Below are 14792 nucleotides of genomic sequence, written 5' to 3'. Positions count from 1 at the left end.
GTGGGGCACCCCGAAGCTTGATTGTGCTGACGGTCTTGGGGTGCTTGTCAAGGCGGGAAAGATGCCTTGACAAGCACCCCAAGACCGCAGGGAGGCTCCGTATCGGGGTGCAGGGTCAGGGCTGGGTGCCTTGATGAGTTGGGTGCGTCGGTGCGGTTTTTGGTCCGTGAAGGGCTCCTTGAGGGAATTAGATTCCCTCAAGGAGCCCTTCACGGACCGTCAGAGCTTGACGGGGTAGACCGGTTCCGGGATTTCCGGCTTGATGCGGTGTTCCACGAAGATGCCGTGCCACAGCATGAAGACCAGCAGGGCCCAGAGCTGGCGGCTGCGGTCGAACTGGCCTTCCTTGTGTTCATCCAGCAGGGCCAGCACGGCGTTCTTGTCCAGCAGTTCGTCGGTCTTCGAGTCGTTGATGATGCCGCGGGCCCAGTCGTACATCTCGTTGCGCAGCCACAGGCGGATCGGGACCGGGAAGCCCAGTTTCTTCCGGTTCAGCACGTGGCCGGGGATGATCTTCGCCAAAGCTTGGCGCAGGGCGTACTTCGTGGTGCCGTGGGCGAGCTTCTGGTCCAGCGGGATCGAGGCGGCGACCTTGAACACCTCGGCGTCGAGGAACGGCACGCGCAGTTCCAGCGAGTTCGCCATGGTGACCTTGTCCGCCTTGACCAGGATGTCGCCGCGCAGCCAGGTGTAGAGGTCCACGTGCTGCATGCGGGCCACCGGGTCCCAGCCGCGGGACACGTCGTACCAAGGGGCGGTCACGTCCTTGAAACCGACGCCTTCCTGGTAGGTCCGCAGCACGGCGCGCAGCTGCTCGTCGCGGAAGTTGCGGGCGTTGCCGTAGTAGCGGTCTTCCAGCGGGAGCGCGCCGCGGCGCAGCAGGTCCTTGCCTCGGGTGCCCTCCGGGATCTTCGTGGACACCTTGCCCAGCAGTTTGCGCACGCTGCCGGGGATCTTCTCGAACGGCGCCAGCGAAATCGGCTCGCCGTAGATCGTGTAGCCGCCGAACAGCTCGTCCGCGCCTTCGCCGGACAGCACCGCCTTCACGTGCTTGCGGGCCTCGCGCGCGATGAACCACAGCGGGACCAGCGCCGGGTCGGCGACCGGGTCGTCCAGGTACCAGACGATGAGCGGCAGGGCCTCCATCATCTCGTCCGCCGACACCGTGCGGACCACGTGCTTCACGCCGATCGCCGCGGCCGATTCGGCGGCTACGTCCACCTCGGAGTAGCCCTCGCGTTCGAACCCGGTGGTGAACGCGATGAGGTTCGGGTTGTGCTCCTTCGCGAGCGTCGCGGTCGCGGTGGAGTCGATGCCGCCGGACAGGAACGCGCCGACCGTGACGTCCGGGTCCGAAATCATGTGCTTGCCGACCGAGTCGCGCATCACGTCGGCGATGCGCTCGTACAGCGCCTCGGCCTCGGCGGGACCGTTCACCGGCTTCGCGGCGAACTTCGGGTGGAAGTAGCGGGTGAACTCCGGCTTCCCGCCCGGCGAGAGCCGGAACGAGGTGCCCGACTCGACCCGGCGGATCGCGGTGTGCAGCGACTCCGGCTCCGGCACGTACTGCAGGACCAGGTAGTGCTGCAGGGCCGTGCGGTCCAGCTCCTGCGCGACGCCGAGCGTGTCCGACAGCTCCAGCAGGCTCTTCTTCTCGCTGGAGAACGCGGTGCCCTTCGGGCCGGAGCTGTAGTAGAGCGGCTTGATGCCGAACGGGTCGCGCGCGCCGAAAACGACCTTTTCGGCCGAATCCCAGATCAGGAACGCGAACATGCCGCGCAGCTTTTCGACCGCTTTGTCCCCGAGATAGTGATACGCCGCGACGATCGCTTCGCCGTCACCTTCAGTGGCGAATTTCGCACCGAATTTTTCCGCCAGCTCGTCGCGCAGCTCGCGGTAGTTGTAGATCTCGCCGTTGAAGTTCAGCGTGTACCGGCCCGGAGCCTCCGGCGGACCCCACACCAGGGGCTGGTGCGCGTGGTCGACGTCGATGAAGGCGAGCCGGTTGAAGCCGTACACGACCTCGGCATCGGCCCAGGTGTCCTGCTCGTCAGGGCCGCGGTGGCGCTGGCAGCGCATCGCCGCGCCGACGCTGCCGCGGGCCTCCGCGGCGTCGTTTTCGGTCGCGCAGATCAGTCCAAGCAGGCCGCACACGTGTACTCACACACCTCAGGGTCGGGCCGGTCCGGGGAAGGGCCCAGTATGCCGGTGCCGGGCCCGCCGCGCGGGAAGCGGGTGACGCGTGGCGCAACTGGTCACCCCTTGGTCAGCGGGAGCGGCCAACTCGGCTAGGCTCCGCCTGTCACGAAGATCGGTCGAAGAAGGCTCGGTGTGAGAGGGCCTGTTGGGTGAAAGGGCAGGGCGCAGTGGGAAAACCAGAGCGCACCCCGGTGGGTAAGCGGGTCGGGCGGGTCGCCGCGCTGGCCGTGCTGGTGGCGCTGACCGCGACGGGCTGCTCGGGAGACGAGATCCTCCGTTTCGGATGGCCCGTGGGCGTCACGCCGCAGGCCGACCAGATGCGCACCCTCTGGACGTGGACGGTCATCGCCGCGCTCGTCGTCGGCGCGATCGTGTGGGCCCTCATCTTCTGGACCGCGATCTTCCACCGCAAGAAGAAGGGCGCGACCGCCGAAGGCCCGGACGACCTGCCCCGGCAGTTCCAGTACAACATCCCGCTGGAGATCTTCACGGTCGTCCTGCCGACGATCATGGTCTGCGTGCTGTTCTTCTTCACCGCGACGACCGAGAGCAAGGTCCTCGACAAGAAGCCGAACCCGGACGTCGTCGTCGACGTGATCGCCTTCCAGTGGAACTGGGAGTTCAAGTACGAGGGCGACAACGCCAAGCGCCCCGACGGCACCCAGGTGAGCACCGTCGGCTCCTCCGGCGAGATCCCGCTGCTCGTGCTGCCGACGAACAAGACGATCGAGTACCGGCTCCGCTCGACGGACGTCATCCACTCGTTCTGGGTCCCGGAGTTCAACTTCAAGCGCGACGTGATGCCGGACCCGGAGAAGAACAACCAGGACAGCTCGTTCCAGAACTCGATCGACCGCGAGGGCTCGTTCGTCGGACGCTGCGCCGAGCTGTGCGGGACGTACCATTCGGTGATGAACTTCGAGGTGCGGGCCTTGTCTCCGGACAAGTACGACCAGTACCTCAAGCTGCGCACGGAGACGAACCCGAAGACCGGCAAGCCGAACACCGCGTCCGAGGCGCTGGCTTCGATGAACTGCGGCGAGCTGTGCAGCCCGTACGCGGTGACCACGAAGCCGTTCAACACCGACCGCACCGCGCGCACCGCGTCCAACTGACGGCGATCCAGAGGAGTAGGGGACCAATCCCATGAAGGTCGAAGCCCGGATTTTCTACATGGTGGCGGGGTTTGCCGTCCTCATGACCGCCGTCTACTGGGTCATGACCGCGCTCTTCACGACCGACCAGAAGGCCGAGCCGGTCGGCATCGTCGCGCTGTTCCTGACCGGCGGCCTGGCGTTCCTCGCCGGCAGCTACATGCAGTTCGTGTCGCGCCGGATCGAGGAGCGTCCGGAGGACCGCGAGGACGCCGAGATCAGCGACGGCGCCGGCGAGCTGGGCTTCTTCAGCCCGGGCAGCTATTGGCCGATCGCGCTGGCCGCGGCGGCCGGGCTGGCCGGCCTCTCGCTCGCGTTCTTCCACATCTGGCTGCTCGTGATGGCGATCGTGGCCCTGCTCATCGCGGTGGGCGGCCTGGTGTTCGAATACCACACCGGTCCCGAGCACGACTGAGCTTTTCCGCTTCACCGAGACGCCCGGCTGGGAATCCCCGGCTGGGCGTTTCGCATTTCTGCTTTGGTGCGCTGCGGGGCCAGCGCGGCGGCGAGCACGGCCAGCATCCCCAGGCCTTCCGCCCAGGTGAGCCGGTGGCCGAACGCGAGCATGTCCACCACGACCGCGACCACCGGGTACAGGTAGGACAGCAGCGCCACGGTCGTGGTCGGCAGCTTGCCGATGCTGGCGTACATCAGCACGTACATCACCGCCGTGTGCACCGTGCCCAGAAGCAGGAGCCACCACAGCCCGGGAGCGGAACTCGGCAGCGGCGTGAACATCAGCGCGGGAGCGAGGACTATCGCGCCGACCGTCAGCTGCACCGCCGCCAGCAAATGCGGCCGGATGTGCTTGAGCTGCTTCGCGATGAACGACGCACCGGCGTAGAGCAACGCCGCACCGAGCGCGAGCGCGATCCCGGCTAACCGCACGGGCTGTCCGTCATCTCCTTGTGCGGAAAGGGAAATCACCACCACTCCGGCGAATGCCACGCCGGCTCGGGCGAGGTGCGAGCGGCTGACTTTCTCGCCGAGGAACACCGCCGCCATTCCGACCAGAATCAGCGGTTGGGTGTGGTAAACGACGGTGCTGACGCCGATGGACGACAGCGAGTAGGACGCGAACAGCAGCACCCAGTTGCCCACCAGCAGCAGGCCGCCGGCAACCGCGAACAGCAGGTCGCGGCGGGTCGGCCGCCAATCGCGGAACCAGCCTCGGGCGAGCGACCACCCGACCAGCAGGAGACCGCCGACGAGGCAGCGGGCGAACGCGACCGCCGGGGCGCCCGCGCCGCTTTCGAGCACGACCGCGCCGATCGTTCCGGACAACGCCATCGCCGCGGACCACTGCAGGACCGGGCGGGATTCGGGGTTCTTCATGCGGCCAAGACTCGCCTTCGCGGCGACGCTCAACCAGTGTCAGAGGTGACAATGACCGCAAAACTTGTGACATGCTCGGCAGCATGGATGTGCGACGCGTCGCAGTGCTGCTCGCGGACCGGGTTTCGCCGTTCGAGCTGGGGGTCGCGTGCGAGGTGTTCGGCACGGACCGCAGCGCGGACGGCATGCCCGGCTGGGACTTCGGCGTGTGCTCGCCGGGCGGGGCGGACGTGGCCAGCTGGTCCGGATTCGGCCTGTCCGGACTGCGCGACCTCGACTTCGCGGCGTCCGCGGATTTGGTGATTGTGCCCACCCAAGCGCCGCGGACCGCGCCGCCGCCGGAGCCGTTGCTCGACGCGTTGCGCGCCGCCCGGGAACGCGGGGCGTGGGTGGCCGGGTTCTGCGCGGGGGTGTTTTCCCTTGGCTACGCAGGACTTCTGGACGGCCGCCGCTGCACCGTGCACTGGATCTACGAACCGGAATTCCGTGGGTTGTTTCCCTCGGCGGAAGTGGATCCGCAAGCGCTTTACGCGGACGACGACGGCGTCTTCACCAGCGCCGGGACGGTCGCCGCGGTGGATCTGTGCCTGCACCTGGTGCGGCGCGTGCGTGGCGTTGCCGCAGCGACGGCGTTGGCCCGGCGGATGGTGGCGGCACCCCATCGCGCTGGCGGTCAGGCGCAGTTCGTGCAGGCTCCGGTGCCCGCGACGGCCGCGCCGGACGACGCCGTGGTGGCTGAAGCGCTCGAATGGGTGGAACGACGGTTGGACCAGCCGTTCACGGTCGCGGAGCTGGCTCGCCGCAGCGGACTGGGGGAGCGGACGTTCCTGCGCCGGTTTTCCGCCGCCACCGGGACGACTCCGCACCGCTGGCTGACCGAACGCCGCCTCGACCGGGCGCAGGCGCTGCTGGAGGAAGGTCGGTTGTCCGTGGAGGACATCGCGGTGGCCTGCGGATACGCGTCGGCGGCGGCCTTGCGGCACCAGTTCTCGCGGCTGCGCTCGACTACGCCGAGCGCTTACCGGACCGCTTTTCGCTCGTGATCCTTGACTCGGTCCGGACGGAAGGCCGTGAAGGGCTCCTTGCGGGAATCAGATTCCGGCAAGGAGCCCTTCACGGACAGCCGCAGCGGCGCATTCCCGGCGTGGGGAAGTACCCGACAGTGCGAAGGCCTCAGCGCTCCGCCGAGGAGAACGCGATCCACCGGTCCAGCAGCGCCGCTGCCGCGCCGCTGTCGATGGCCTGGCGGGCTCGCTCCACCCCGGCCGCCAAGTCGTCCTCGAGCGAATCCGAGAAGCCGGTGAAGGCGGCCAGCGCGGCGGCGGCGTTCAGCACCACCGCGTCGCGCACCGGGCCGGTCTTGCCGCCGACCAGTTCCCGGACGACCTGCGCGTTCGCCTTCGCGTCGCCGCCGCGCAGGTCTTCGGCCGTGGCGCGCGGGATGTCGAGCGAGCGCGGGTCGAAGGTGCGTTCGGTCACCGTGCCGCCGGAGACCACCAGCACCGAGGTCGTGGTGGTGGTGGTGATCTCGTCCAGTCCGTCGTCGCCGCGGGCCACCAGCACCGACATCCCGCGCTGAGCGAAAATCTCCGCCAGGGCATGGGTTTTGTCGGCGTAGGCGCACCCGATCAGCGCGCTCCGCGGCTGCGCCGGGTTGGTGAGCGGGCCGAGCAGGTTGAACGTGGTCGGCACGCCCAGTTCGCGCCGCGGCGGGCCGGTGTGCCGGAACGCCGGGTGGAACGCGGGGGCGAAGCAGAACCCGATGCCGATCTCCTCGAGCGACGCGAGCACCGCTTCCGGCGGCAGGTCGATCTTCACGCCGAGGGTCTCCAGCACGTCGGCCGCGCCGGACTTCGACGACGCGCTCCGGTTGCCGTGCTTGGCCACCGGCGCGCCCGCCGCCGCCGTGACGATCGTCGCCATCGTGGAGATGTTCACCGAATTCGACCGGTCGCCTCCGGTCCCGACGATGTCCACCGCGGGACGGCTCAGCGTGATCCGCCGGGCGTGCGCCAGCATCGCGTCGGCCATGCCGGAGATCTCCGCGGGCGTCTCGCCCTTGGCGCGCAGCGCGACCGCGAAGCCGCCGATCTGCGCCTGCCCGGCGCTGCCGGACATGATCTGGTCCATCGCCCACGCCGTGTCCTCGGCGGACAGGTCCTCGCCCGCGATGAGCCGGGTGAGCAGCGCCGGCCAGGTGTGCGGGGTGGCGCCCACCGGGCTCAGCCGCCGTTGACGGCGGGGACCCGCCCGGCGCGCAGCACGCCGGCGACGGTTTCCGCCGCGGTCAGCGGGTCGAGGGGGTGCACCAGCACGGCGTCGGCCAGCGCCCAGGTGGCGAGCCATCGGTCGTCGCGGCGGCGGACGGCCACCACGATCGGCGGGCAGTCGTCGATCTCGTGCTTGAGCTGGCGGGTGAGGCCGATGCCGCCGGTCGGCTGCGCCTCGCCGTCGAGGATCGCGAGGTCGACCGAGCCCGCGTCCATCTCGGCGAGCACGTCGGCGATGCCGGCCGCCTCGACCCACTCGACGCGGCCGAGGTCGGCCGCCGGGCGCCTGCCGACGGCGTTCATGATCGCCTCGCGGACCTCGGCCTTGTGGCTGAACACCAGGATCCGCTGGGACTGCTCGCTCATTGAGCACGCCTCCGTCTCGTCACGGGTGGAACAGCCGCGATCGTATCCGCCGAGACGCATCTCACGCGGACGCGGTGGGCGAGTCACCCGGTTGCCGCGCCTCCCAGCCCGGAGCGTCGCCGCCGAGCCGCTGCGCCAGCCCGGCCATCCGGGACCGTTCCTGGGCGCAGTGCAGCGCGTCCAGCACCTGCACCCGCCGCGCGTGCGCCAGCACCCGGTCGCCGTCGCGGCGCTGTTCGCGCAGGTCGTAGCCGTCCTGCGCGAGAATCGCCGCCGCCTCTTCGATCCGGTCCGCCGGAAGGAGGAGGTGATGGACGAGCACCGCGGGCGCTTCGCTTGCCCAGCCGGGTGAACCGGCGAGCACCGCCGAGTCCGCGACGGCCGGCTCGAACGCCGAGACGACGGTCCGCAGGCCGGGCGCGTCCGGGTCGAGAACCGCTTTTTCCGGCCTTCTCACCAGGTCACGGAGCTTCTCCAGCCAACTCACGAGTAACTCCTTCCGCCGCTGGCCCGCTCCTCGCGCGCGGGTGTGACGCGAAGCTCCCACGACCCGCCGCGGACCCGGCGGGCGGGGTGCCGTCGCGAGAGGACATAATGCGATTCGTGACAACGGCAGCTCCCACCATCAGCCAGCGGGTCCACTCGCTGAACCGGCCGAACATGGTCAGTGTCGGCACCGTCGTGTGGCTGTCCAGCGAACTGATGTTCTTCGCCGGACTGTTCGCCATGTTCTTCACCGTCAAGGCGCAGAACCCGGCCGGGGCGTCCTGGCCGCCGCCGTTGCACGGCGAGGAGTTCCACCTCAACGTCGGCTACGCGATCCCGTTCACGGTGATCCTCGTGCTGTCGTCGCTGACCTGCCAGTTCGGCGTGTTCGCCGCGGAGCGGGGCGACGTCTACGGGCTGCGGCGCTGGTACATCGTGACGCTGATCATGGGCGCGATCTTCGTGTTCGGGCAGGCGAACGAGTACCACAACCTCGTCGAGGAAGGGCTCACGATCCCGTCCGGCCCGTTCGGCACGGTGTTCTACCTCGCGACCGGTTTCCACGGCCTGCACGTGATCGGCGGGCTCATCGCCTTCGTGTTCCTGCTGGTCCGCACGAAGCTCAGCAAGTTCACTCCGGCGCAGGCCACCTCGGCGATCGTCGTGTCGTACTACTGGCACTTCGTCGACATCGTGTGGGTAGGCCTCTTCGCGGTGATCTACATCCTCCCCTGATCTCCGCACCGCCCACCACAAAACGGCCTGAACTGACAGCAAGGGTTGCCGCAAGATGACCACCAGCACCAAATCCTCGGAGCGCCGGTTCCGCGCGCGCTCGAAGATGCGCAGGCGCCTCGCGGGCGTGCTCGCACTCGGCGTCGCCCTGGTGGGGGCCGGCGCCCTGTACGCCGTCTTCGCCCCGGAACCGCAGACCGCGCAGGCACAGGGCGACCCGGCGCTGCTGCGCCAGGGCGAGCAGGTCTACAACAACACCTGCATCGAATGCCACGGCGCGAACCTCGAGGGCGTCAAGGACCGCGGTCCGAGCCTCATCGGCATCGGCGACGCGGCCGTCTACTTCCAGACTTCCTCCGGCCGGATGCCCGCGGCGCGCCAGGAGGCGCAGGTCGCGCGGAAGCCGCCGAAGCTGACCCCGAGCGAGATCGACGCGGTCGGCGCCTACGTGCAGGCGCACGGCGGCGGCGCGCAGCGTCCGGAAGAGCGCGGCGAAGCGCTGCGCGGCAACGACCCGGCGCGCGGCGGCGAGCTGTTCCGCCTCAACTGCGCTTCGTGCCACAACTTCACCGGCCGCGGGGGCGCGCTGTCGGCGGGCAAGTACGCGCCGCCGCTCGACCCGGCCACCGAGGAGCAGATCTACGACGCGATGCTCACCGGGCCGCAGAACATGCCGAAGTTCTCCGACCGGCAGCTCAGCCCGGAGGAGAAGAAGGACATCATCGCCTACGTGAAGTCGGTGTCCGACGGCAACAACGACCCGGGCGGCAACGGTCTCGGCGGGGTCGGCCCCGCCTCCGAAGGCGTCATCGCCTTCGTCGTCGGAATCGCCGCTCTCGTCGGCATTACGCTGTGGATTGGATCGAAGGCATGAGTGCCGAAGGGCCCAAGCCGCCCTCGGAGGCGGAGCTGGCTGAGATGGACCGCGACGAGCTGCTCAAGCTCGGCGGTCAGCTCGACGGCGTCGAAATCGTCGAGTACCCGGAGCCGTGGCCGGTCAAGGACACCCGCGCGGAGCGGCGCGCCCAGCGCCACGTCGCGTTCTGGTTCGCCCTGTCCGCGCTCGCCGGCCTGGCGTTCGTGGTCGTGATGGCCTGGCCGAAGTGGTGGGAGTACAAGGACCCGAGCGACCCGAGCGGGCACTCGACCTACAGCCTCTACACCCCCGCGCTCGGCGTCACGCTCGGCCTCGCCGTGCTGTCGCTCGGCATCGGCGTGATCCTCTACACCAAGAAGTTCGTCCCGCACGAGGTCGCGGTGCAGCAGCGCAGCGACGGCCCGTCCGCGGAGGTCGACCGGGCCACCATCCTGGCCCACCTGGCCGACGCGGGGACCCGCAACGGCATCGCCCGCCGGTCGCTGATCAAGCGCACCGCCGGCGCCGGCGCGGGTGCGCTCGGCCTCGCGGTGGCGGCGCTGCCGATCGCGTCCTTCATCAAGGACCCGTGGAAGGACAGCGACAACAAGAACGGCCTCTGGCACACCGGCTGGCTGCCGAACTTCCCGGGCGAGAAGGTCTACCTGCGGCGCAACACCGGCAACCTCGAAGAGGACGTCAAGAACGGCGTCGCGCTGGTCAAGGCCGAGGACCTCGACGCGGGCGCGATGGAGACGGTCTTCCCGTACCGCGAATCGGAGAAGGGCGACGAAAAGGCCCTCGCCGAGGCGCTGATGCGGGTCGACAACCCGGTCATGCTCATCCGGCTGCGCCCGACCGACGCCGCGCGCGTCGTCAAGCGCAAGGGCCAGGAAGACTTCAACTTCGGCGACTACTACGCGTACACGAAGATCTGCAGCCACGTCGGCTGCCCGACCTCGCTGTACGAACAGCGCACGAACCGCATCCTGTGTCCGTGCCACCAGTCGCAGTTCGACGCCCTGCACTACGCGAAGCCGATTTTCGGCCCGGCGACGCGTCCGCTCGCCCAGCTTCCGATCACGGTTGACGAAGAGGGATACTTGATCGCGAAGGGCGACTTCATCGAGGCCATCGGACCGGCCTTCTGGGAGCGTAAGTCATGAGTTCACTCACCACGCCGACCAAGGGCACGAGCGCACTCCAGAAGCACCTGGGCGAGGCCGCGGACAACGCGGACCAGCGGTACAAGCTGGCCAAGGGCCTGCGGCACCAGATGAACAAGGTGTTCCCGACCCACTGGTCCTTCCTGCTGGGCGAGATCGCGCTGTACAGCTTCATCGTCATCCTGCTGTCCGGGGTGTACCTGACGCTGTTCTTCGACCCCTCCATGCAGGAGGTCACCTACCACGGCAGCTTCACGAACATGCAGGGCATGCAGATGTCCCAGGCGTTCAAGACGACGCTGGACATCTCGTTCGACGTGCGCGGCGGCCTGTTCGTGAGGCAGCTGCACCACTGGGCGGCGCTGATCTTCGTCGCGTCGATGATGGTGCACATGCTCCGGATCTTCTTCACCGGCGCGTTCCGCAAGCCGCGCGAGGCCAACTGGGTCATCGGCGGCCTGCTGCTGATCCTGGGCATGTTCGAGGGCTTCTTCGGCTACTCGCTGCCGGACGACCTGCTGTCCGGCACCGGTATCCGCGCGACCCTGTCCGGCATCGTGCTGTCGGTGCCGGTGATCGGCACCTGGATCCACTGGGCGCTGTTCGGCGGCGAGTTCCCCGGCGACCAGATCATCCCGCGCCTCTACACGCTGCACATCCTGCTGGTGCCGGGCATCATGCTGGCCCTGATCGGCGCGCACCTGGCGCTGGTCTGGTACCAGAAGCACACCCAGTTCCCGGGCGTGCGGCGCAAGGAGACCAACGTCGTCGGCGTGCGGATCATGCCGTACTTCGCCCTCAAGGGCGGCGCGTTCTTCACCCTGGTCGTCGGCGTGCTGGCGCTGATGTCCGGCCTGTTCCAGATCAACCCGGTGTGGAACTTCGGGCCGTACAACCCGTCGATGGTGTCCGCGGGGTCCCAGCCGGACTTCTACATGGCCTGGGCCGACGGCATGCTCCGGATCTGGCCTGCCTGGGAGGTCTACCTCGGGAACTACACGATCCCGGCGGTGTTCTTCCCCGGCGCGATCGGCATGCCGATCCTGTTCGCGCTGCTGCTCACGTATCCGTTCCTGGAGCGCAAGCTGTCGAAGGACACCGCGCACCACAACCTGCTCCAGCGGCCGCGCGACGCACCGGTCCGCACCGCGCTGGGCATGATGGCGCTCGGGTTCTTCGCGGTGATTGAGCTGTCCGGCTTCAACGACATCATCGCCGACCAGTTCGACATCTCGCTGAACGCGACGACGTGGGCCGGGCGCATCGGCGTGCTGATCGTGCCGCCGCTCGCGTACTACTTCACCTACCGGATCTGCCTTGGCCTGCAGCGGTCCGACCGGGAGGTGCTGGAGCACGGCGTCGAGACCGGCATCATCAAGCGGCTGCCGCACGGCGAGTTCATCGAGATCCACCAGCCGCTGGCCGGCACGGACAGCCACGGCCACGCGATCCCGCTCGAGTACCAGGGCGCGGCGGTGCCGAAGAAGATGAACAAGCTCGGCACCGCGGGCACCGCCGTTCCGGGTTCGTTCTGGACCCCGGACCCGGCGGAGGAGACGAAGGCGCTCGAACGCGCCCGCGGCAACGGCCACGGGAGCGGGCACGGGCAGCTCGAAGGCTCCGAGGAGTCGACCACCGAGGTCGGTTCCGGGCACTGAGCCCTGGTTCCGCACCCGCCGGAAGGCCCCTTCCTCATTGCGAGGGAGGGGCCTTCTTGCTGCGCTAGGTGTGATGCCAGGGAGGTTGGTCAGTCGGCTGATGGGCGGGTGGCCGCCGAGTGCGGAGTGGGCTCGGTGGTGGTTGTAGGAGTGGAGCCATTGCGGCAGGGCTGTGTTGCGCTGGTCGGTTGAGGTGTAGAAGCGCGCGTAGGCCCAGCCGTCGGCGAGGGTGCGGTGGGATCGGTCGATCTTGCCGTTGGTCTGTGGCCGGTAGGGCCAGGTCCGGTTGTGTGCGATGCCGAGCGCCGCGGTGGTGTCGCGCCCGGCGGAGTACCGGTGGCAGGCGCCGTTGTCGGAGAGGACTCGTTCGATGGCGACGCCCCGGTCGCTGAACCAGACTGCCCGCTTCAGCACGCCGATTACGGTTTCGGCCTTCTCGTCGGCGCAGATCTCCACACAGGCGACGCGGGAGTGACCGTCGATGCGGTGTGCAGGAATGCGGTGCCCGGCTTCGGGCTGCCCTTGTCGGTGCGACCGGTGCGAGGCACCGACGGGGCCCTGTTCTTCTTGCCCCGTTGCGGACCGACACAGCGCCAGCCGCCGCCGTCGGGGATGTTGCCGAACTTGGTGACGTCCACGTGCAGGAGCGAACCGGGGCGGTCGTGCTCGTAGCGTCGCAACGGCTCGCCGGTGACCCGATCGATGCGCGAGAGCCTGTTGATCCGATAACGCACCAGCGCCGCGTGCACCGTCGACGCGGGCAGCGCCAGCAGGCCGGCGATCTGGACCGGGCCGAGCCGGTGCCGCCAGCGCAACCGCACAATCCGTCGTACCGGCGAAGCGGGTGCGGTGCGGTCGGCAGCTACGGTCCGCCATGCCAGCCGCGCCTTCTGCGCGGTACCGTTCAGCTCGTTTGCGGGCGGTCTTGGCCGCGACGATGAACATCCTTGCCGCTTCCGCGCAGCTCCAACCGCCCTCGAAGATCAGGCGCGCAAGGCACAGCCGGGTGCGCGCGGTCAATGTCGCGTCAACGTGGGACACGAAGGCCCCCGATTGGGAAGCGGTTCCTCGACAGCTCCACTTCACAACCGGAGGCCTTCGCCTGTCTCGACGACAGACCGAGATCACATCAATACGGAACAACGTCCCTGGACATCACAGCTAGAGCTGGATGCGGGCGACGATCTCGTCGTCGTCCATCTCGCCGGTCGGCCGGAAGCCGAGCCGTTCGTAGAAGGGCCCGGGGCTGTGCTTGCCCGGTATCCAGCTGACCGTCACGGATTCGGCGTCGCGGCGGCGTGCTTCGGCCAGCACCGCCTCGACCGCGAATCGTCCGTAGCCCTTTTTCTGGTGTTGGGCGGCGATGTTCAGCCGCCAGAGGTAGGTGCGGTAGTAGTCGGTGGGGTTGTCCGGGTCGAAGGCGGCCATGACGAAGCCGACCAGTTTCTTCCCGGCGTAGATCAGCCTCGGCCACGCGATTTCGTGCCGGACATAGGCTTCGGCGAGCGAACAGGCGACCGGGGCGACGTAATCCCGCTGGTGCTTCGCCACTGTGAGCTCGCAGGCGTCTTCCACATTGTCGACCGTGACTTCGACCAGTCTCGGGGCCGTCATGCGAAGTACGGTAGCGCTCCCGGCGGGGTGCAGAGCCGGATGCGGGCGACGACTTCGCCCTCGTGGAGCTGGCCGGTGGGCTCGAAGCCGAGCCGCAGGTAGAACTGCTCGGGACTGTGCTCTCCGGGTACCCAGAGCACCGTCGCGGATTCGGACCCGCGGCGGCGTGCTTCGGCCAGCACCGCTTCGACGGCGAACCGTCCGTAGCCCTTCTTCTGGTGCTCGGCCGCGATGTTCAGCCGCCAGATGCCGCAACGGAAGTAGTCGATCGGGCAGTCGGGATCGAACGCGGCCATGACGAACCCGACGAGGTCGTCTCCGGCGTAGACAAGCCTCGGCCAGGCAACGTCCGGCTGGGCGTAGGCCTCGGCCAGGGACCGGGCGACCGGGGCCACGTAATCCCGCTGGTGCGGAGCCACCGACAGCGCGCAGGCCGCGCCCACGTTGTCTTTGGTGACCTCGACCAGTCGTGGGGTTGTCATGCCTCCGACGTTAGCCCGGGGGTACGACAATTCCCGGCGGCTCAGGCTCCTTCGACGCCGATCTCGAACGCGGAGTCGGTGTCGGCGCGGGAGTAGGACCGGAACGCGATGTGGGTGACGGTGTCGAGCACGCCGCGGACCTTGCCGATGCGCCCGGGGATCAGGTCGGCCAGGTCTTCGTGGGCCTGCACGCGCACGGTGGCGATGAGGTCGACGTCCCCGGCGCACGAGTAGACCTCGGACACCTGGTCGAGGTCCGCGATCGCCTGCGCGGCCTGCGGGATCTCCTCGGCCTCTACGTTGATCAGCACGATCGCCGTGATCACAGCGTTCCTCCCACTTCCTGGCGGTAACCGACCTGCGCGATCGTAGCCGGGAACGCGGCTGAGCACGCCGCAGCGGCGCGCTTCGTCCGGCGACCTATTTCGACCGCGGCGCGGGCGGAGTTCCTTCGCGGTGCTCCGTCCAGCG

15 protein-coding genes and 1 pseudogene are annotated in these 14792 nt (G+C 68.7%); 7 read left to right on the top strand and 9 right to left on the bottom strand.

The genetic code is table 11. From position 1 onward, the window contains the following. Positions 1-219: 219 nt before the first annotated feature. Positions 220-2154, bottom strand: coding sequence for an asparagine synthase (glutamine-hydrolyzing) (gene asnB / locus L942_RS10525; protein ID WP_037358191.1), 1935 nt, complete (start codon positions 2152-2154; stop codon positions 220-222). A gap of 212 nt (positions 2155-2366) precedes the next feature. Between asnB and ctaC the strand changes: the two genes are divergently transcribed. Then, a complete protein-coding gene (gene ctaC / locus L942_RS10520; protein WP_051165861.1) occupies positions 2367-3314 on the top strand; it encodes an aa3-type cytochrome oxidase subunit II in 948 nt (315 codons plus the stop codon). A 31-nt stretch (positions 3315-3345) separates the two neighbouring features. After that, positions 3346-3768, top strand: a complete 423-nt coding sequence (locus L942_RS10515) for a cytochrome c oxidase subunit 4 (RefSeq protein ID WP_037358184.1) — start codon at positions 3346-3348, stop codon at positions 3766-3768. An 11-nt stretch (positions 3769-3779) separates the two neighbouring features. On the opposite strand, the gene L942_RS10510 is transcribed toward L942_RS10515, so the two are convergent. Beyond that, positions 3780-4688 carry a DMT family transporter gene (locus L942_RS10510; RefSeq protein WP_037358183.1) on the bottom strand — a complete coding sequence of 303 codons (909 nt, stop codon included), beginning with the start codon at positions 4686-4688 and terminating at the stop codon, positions 3780-3782. A gap of 83 nt (positions 4689-4771) precedes the next feature. Between L942_RS10510 and L942_RS10505 the strand changes: the two genes are divergently transcribed. Then, on the top strand, positions 4772-5731 hold the full coding sequence (locus L942_RS10505) for a GlxA family transcriptional regulator (protein WP_037358195.1): 960 nt from the start codon (positions 4772-4774) through the stop codon (positions 5729-5731). A gap of 130 nt (positions 5732-5861) precedes the next feature. Here the strand turns inward: L942_RS10505 and trpD are convergent, their stop codons facing one another. The 3 genes from trpD to L942_RS10490 form a co-directional block, all read right to left on the bottom strand. Continuing rightward, positions 5862-6905 carry an anthranilate phosphoribosyltransferase gene (trpD, locus tag L942_RS10500; protein WP_200862777.1) on the bottom strand — a complete coding sequence of 348 codons (1044 nt, stop codon included), beginning with the start codon at positions 6903-6905 and terminating at the stop codon, positions 5862-5864. 5 nt (positions 6906-6910) lie between these two features. Continuing rightward, positions 6911-7324 (bottom strand): hypothetical protein, encoded by a 414-nt coding sequence (locus tag L942_RS10495; protein ID WP_009074814.1) that lies wholly within the window; start codon positions 7322-7324, stop codon positions 6911-6913. A 61-nt stretch (positions 7325-7385) separates the two neighbouring features. Then, positions 7386-7811 carry a ribonuclease E inhibitor RraB gene (locus L942_RS10490; RefSeq protein WP_037358182.1) on the bottom strand — a complete coding sequence of 142 codons (426 nt, stop codon included), beginning with the start codon at positions 7809-7811 and terminating at the stop codon, positions 7386-7388. A gap of 107 nt (positions 7812-7918) precedes the next feature. Here L942_RS10490 and ctaE point away from each other — a divergent pair, with 107 nt between their 5' ends. Genes ctaE through qcrB form a run of 4 tightly spaced genes read left to right on the top strand, consistent with a single transcriptional unit; the run spans position 7919 to position 12225 of the window. Then, complete coding sequence (gene ctaE, locus L942_RS10485) at positions 7919-8545, top strand: aa3-type cytochrome oxidase subunit III (protein ID WP_037358180.1); 627 nt, start codon at positions 7919-7921, stop codon at positions 8543-8545. A gap of 55 nt (positions 8546-8600) precedes the next feature. Further along, on the top strand, positions 8601-9419 hold the full coding sequence (qcrC, locus tag L942_RS10480) for a cytochrome bc1 complex diheme cytochrome c subunit (RefSeq protein WP_037358179.1): 819 nt from the start codon (positions 8601-8603) through the stop codon (positions 9417-9419). Then, positions 9416-10567, top strand: coding sequence for a cytochrome bc1 complex Rieske iron-sulfur subunit (qcrA, locus tag L942_RS10475; protein ID WP_037358177.1), 1152 nt, complete (start codon positions 9416-9418; stop codon positions 10565-10567). The genes qcrC and qcrA overlap by 4 nt, the downstream gene beginning before the upstream one ends. After that, a complete protein-coding gene (gene qcrB, locus L942_RS10470; RefSeq protein ID WP_037358174.1) occupies positions 10564-12225 on the top strand; it encodes a cytochrome bc1 complex cytochrome b subunit in 1662 nt (553 codons plus the stop codon). The genes qcrA and qcrB overlap by 4 nt, the downstream gene beginning before the upstream one ends. 75 nt (positions 12226-12300) lie before the next feature. Here the strand turns inward: qcrB and L942_RS42795 are convergent. The 4 genes and pseudogenes from L942_RS42795 to L942_RS10450 form a co-directional block, all read right to left on the bottom strand. Beyond that, positions 12301-13266, bottom strand: a pseudogene (locus tag L942_RS42795) (IS481 family transposase); the annotation flags it as partial. Between the two features lie 120 nt (positions 13267-13386). Continuing rightward, a complete protein-coding gene (locus L942_RS10460; protein ID WP_037358172.1) occupies positions 13387-13839 on the bottom strand; it encodes a GNAT family N-acetyltransferase in 453 nt (150 codons plus the stop codon). Beyond that, positions 13836-14321 carry a GNAT family N-acetyltransferase gene (locus tag L942_RS10455; protein ID WP_037358170.1) on the bottom strand — a complete coding sequence of 162 codons (486 nt, stop codon included), beginning with the start codon at positions 14319-14321 and terminating at the stop codon, positions 13836-13838. The genes L942_RS10460 and L942_RS10455 overlap by 4 nt, the downstream gene beginning before the upstream one ends. 41 nt (positions 14322-14362) lie before the next feature. Then, positions 14363-14647: an Lrp/AsnC family transcriptional regulator gene (locus L942_RS10450; protein WP_009074830.1), complete on the bottom strand. Its 285-nt coding sequence runs from the start codon at positions 14645-14647 to the stop codon at positions 14363-14365. Positions 14648-14792: the final 145 nt, after the last annotated feature.

The organism is Amycolatopsis orientalis DSM 43388 (genome assembly GCF_000411975.1).
GTDB classification, from domain to species: Bacteria; Actinomycetota; Actinomycetes; order Mycobacteriales; family Pseudonocardiaceae; genus Amycolatopsis; species Amycolatopsis orientalis_D.
Note: the sequence above shows the minus strand (reverse complement) of the source record. Positions and strands in the feature narration are given on the sequence as shown.

What these genes read in the sequence shown, in the direction of transcription:
- ctaE (WP_037358180.1), top strand. Translation starts at nt 7,919, where the DNA reads ATGCGATTCGTGACAACGGCAGCTCCCACCATCAGCCAGCGGGTCCAC.
- L942_RS10460 (WP_037358172.1), bottom strand. Translation starts at nt 13,839, where the DNA reads ATGACGGCCCCGAGACTGGTCGAAGTCACGGTCGACAATGTGGAAGAC.
- qcrC (WP_037358179.1), top strand. Translation starts at nt 8,601, where the DNA reads ATGACCACCAGCACCAAATCCTCGGAGCGCCGGTTCCGCGCGCGCTCG.
- L942_RS10495 (WP_009074814.1), bottom strand. Translation starts at nt 7,324, where the DNA reads ATGAGCGAGCAGTCCCAGCGGATCCTGGTGTTCAGCCACAAGGCCGAG.
- L942_RS10510 (WP_037358183.1), bottom strand. Translation starts at nt 4,688, where the DNA reads ATGAAGAACCCCGAATCCCGCCCGGTCCTGCAGTGGTCCGCGGCGATG.
- qcrA (WP_037358177.1), top strand. Translation starts at nt 9,416, where the DNA reads ATGAGTGCCGAAGGGCCCAAGCCGCCCTCGGAGGCGGAGCTGGCTGAG.
- L942_RS10505 (WP_037358195.1), top strand. Translation starts at nt 4,772, where the DNA reads ATGGATGTGCGACGCGTCGCAGTGCTGCTCGCGGACCGGGTTTCGCCG.
- L942_RS10455 (WP_037358170.1), bottom strand. Translation starts at nt 14,321, where the DNA reads ATGACAACCCCACGACTGGTCGAGGTCACCAAAGACAACGTGGGCGCG.
- qcrB (WP_037358174.1), top strand. Translation starts at nt 10,564, where the DNA reads ATGAGTTCACTCACCACGCCGACCAAGGGCACGAGCGCACTCCAGAAG.
- L942_RS10515 (WP_037358184.1), top strand. Translation starts at nt 3,346, where the DNA reads ATGAAGGTCGAAGCCCGGATTTTCTACATGGTGGCGGGGTTTGCCGTC.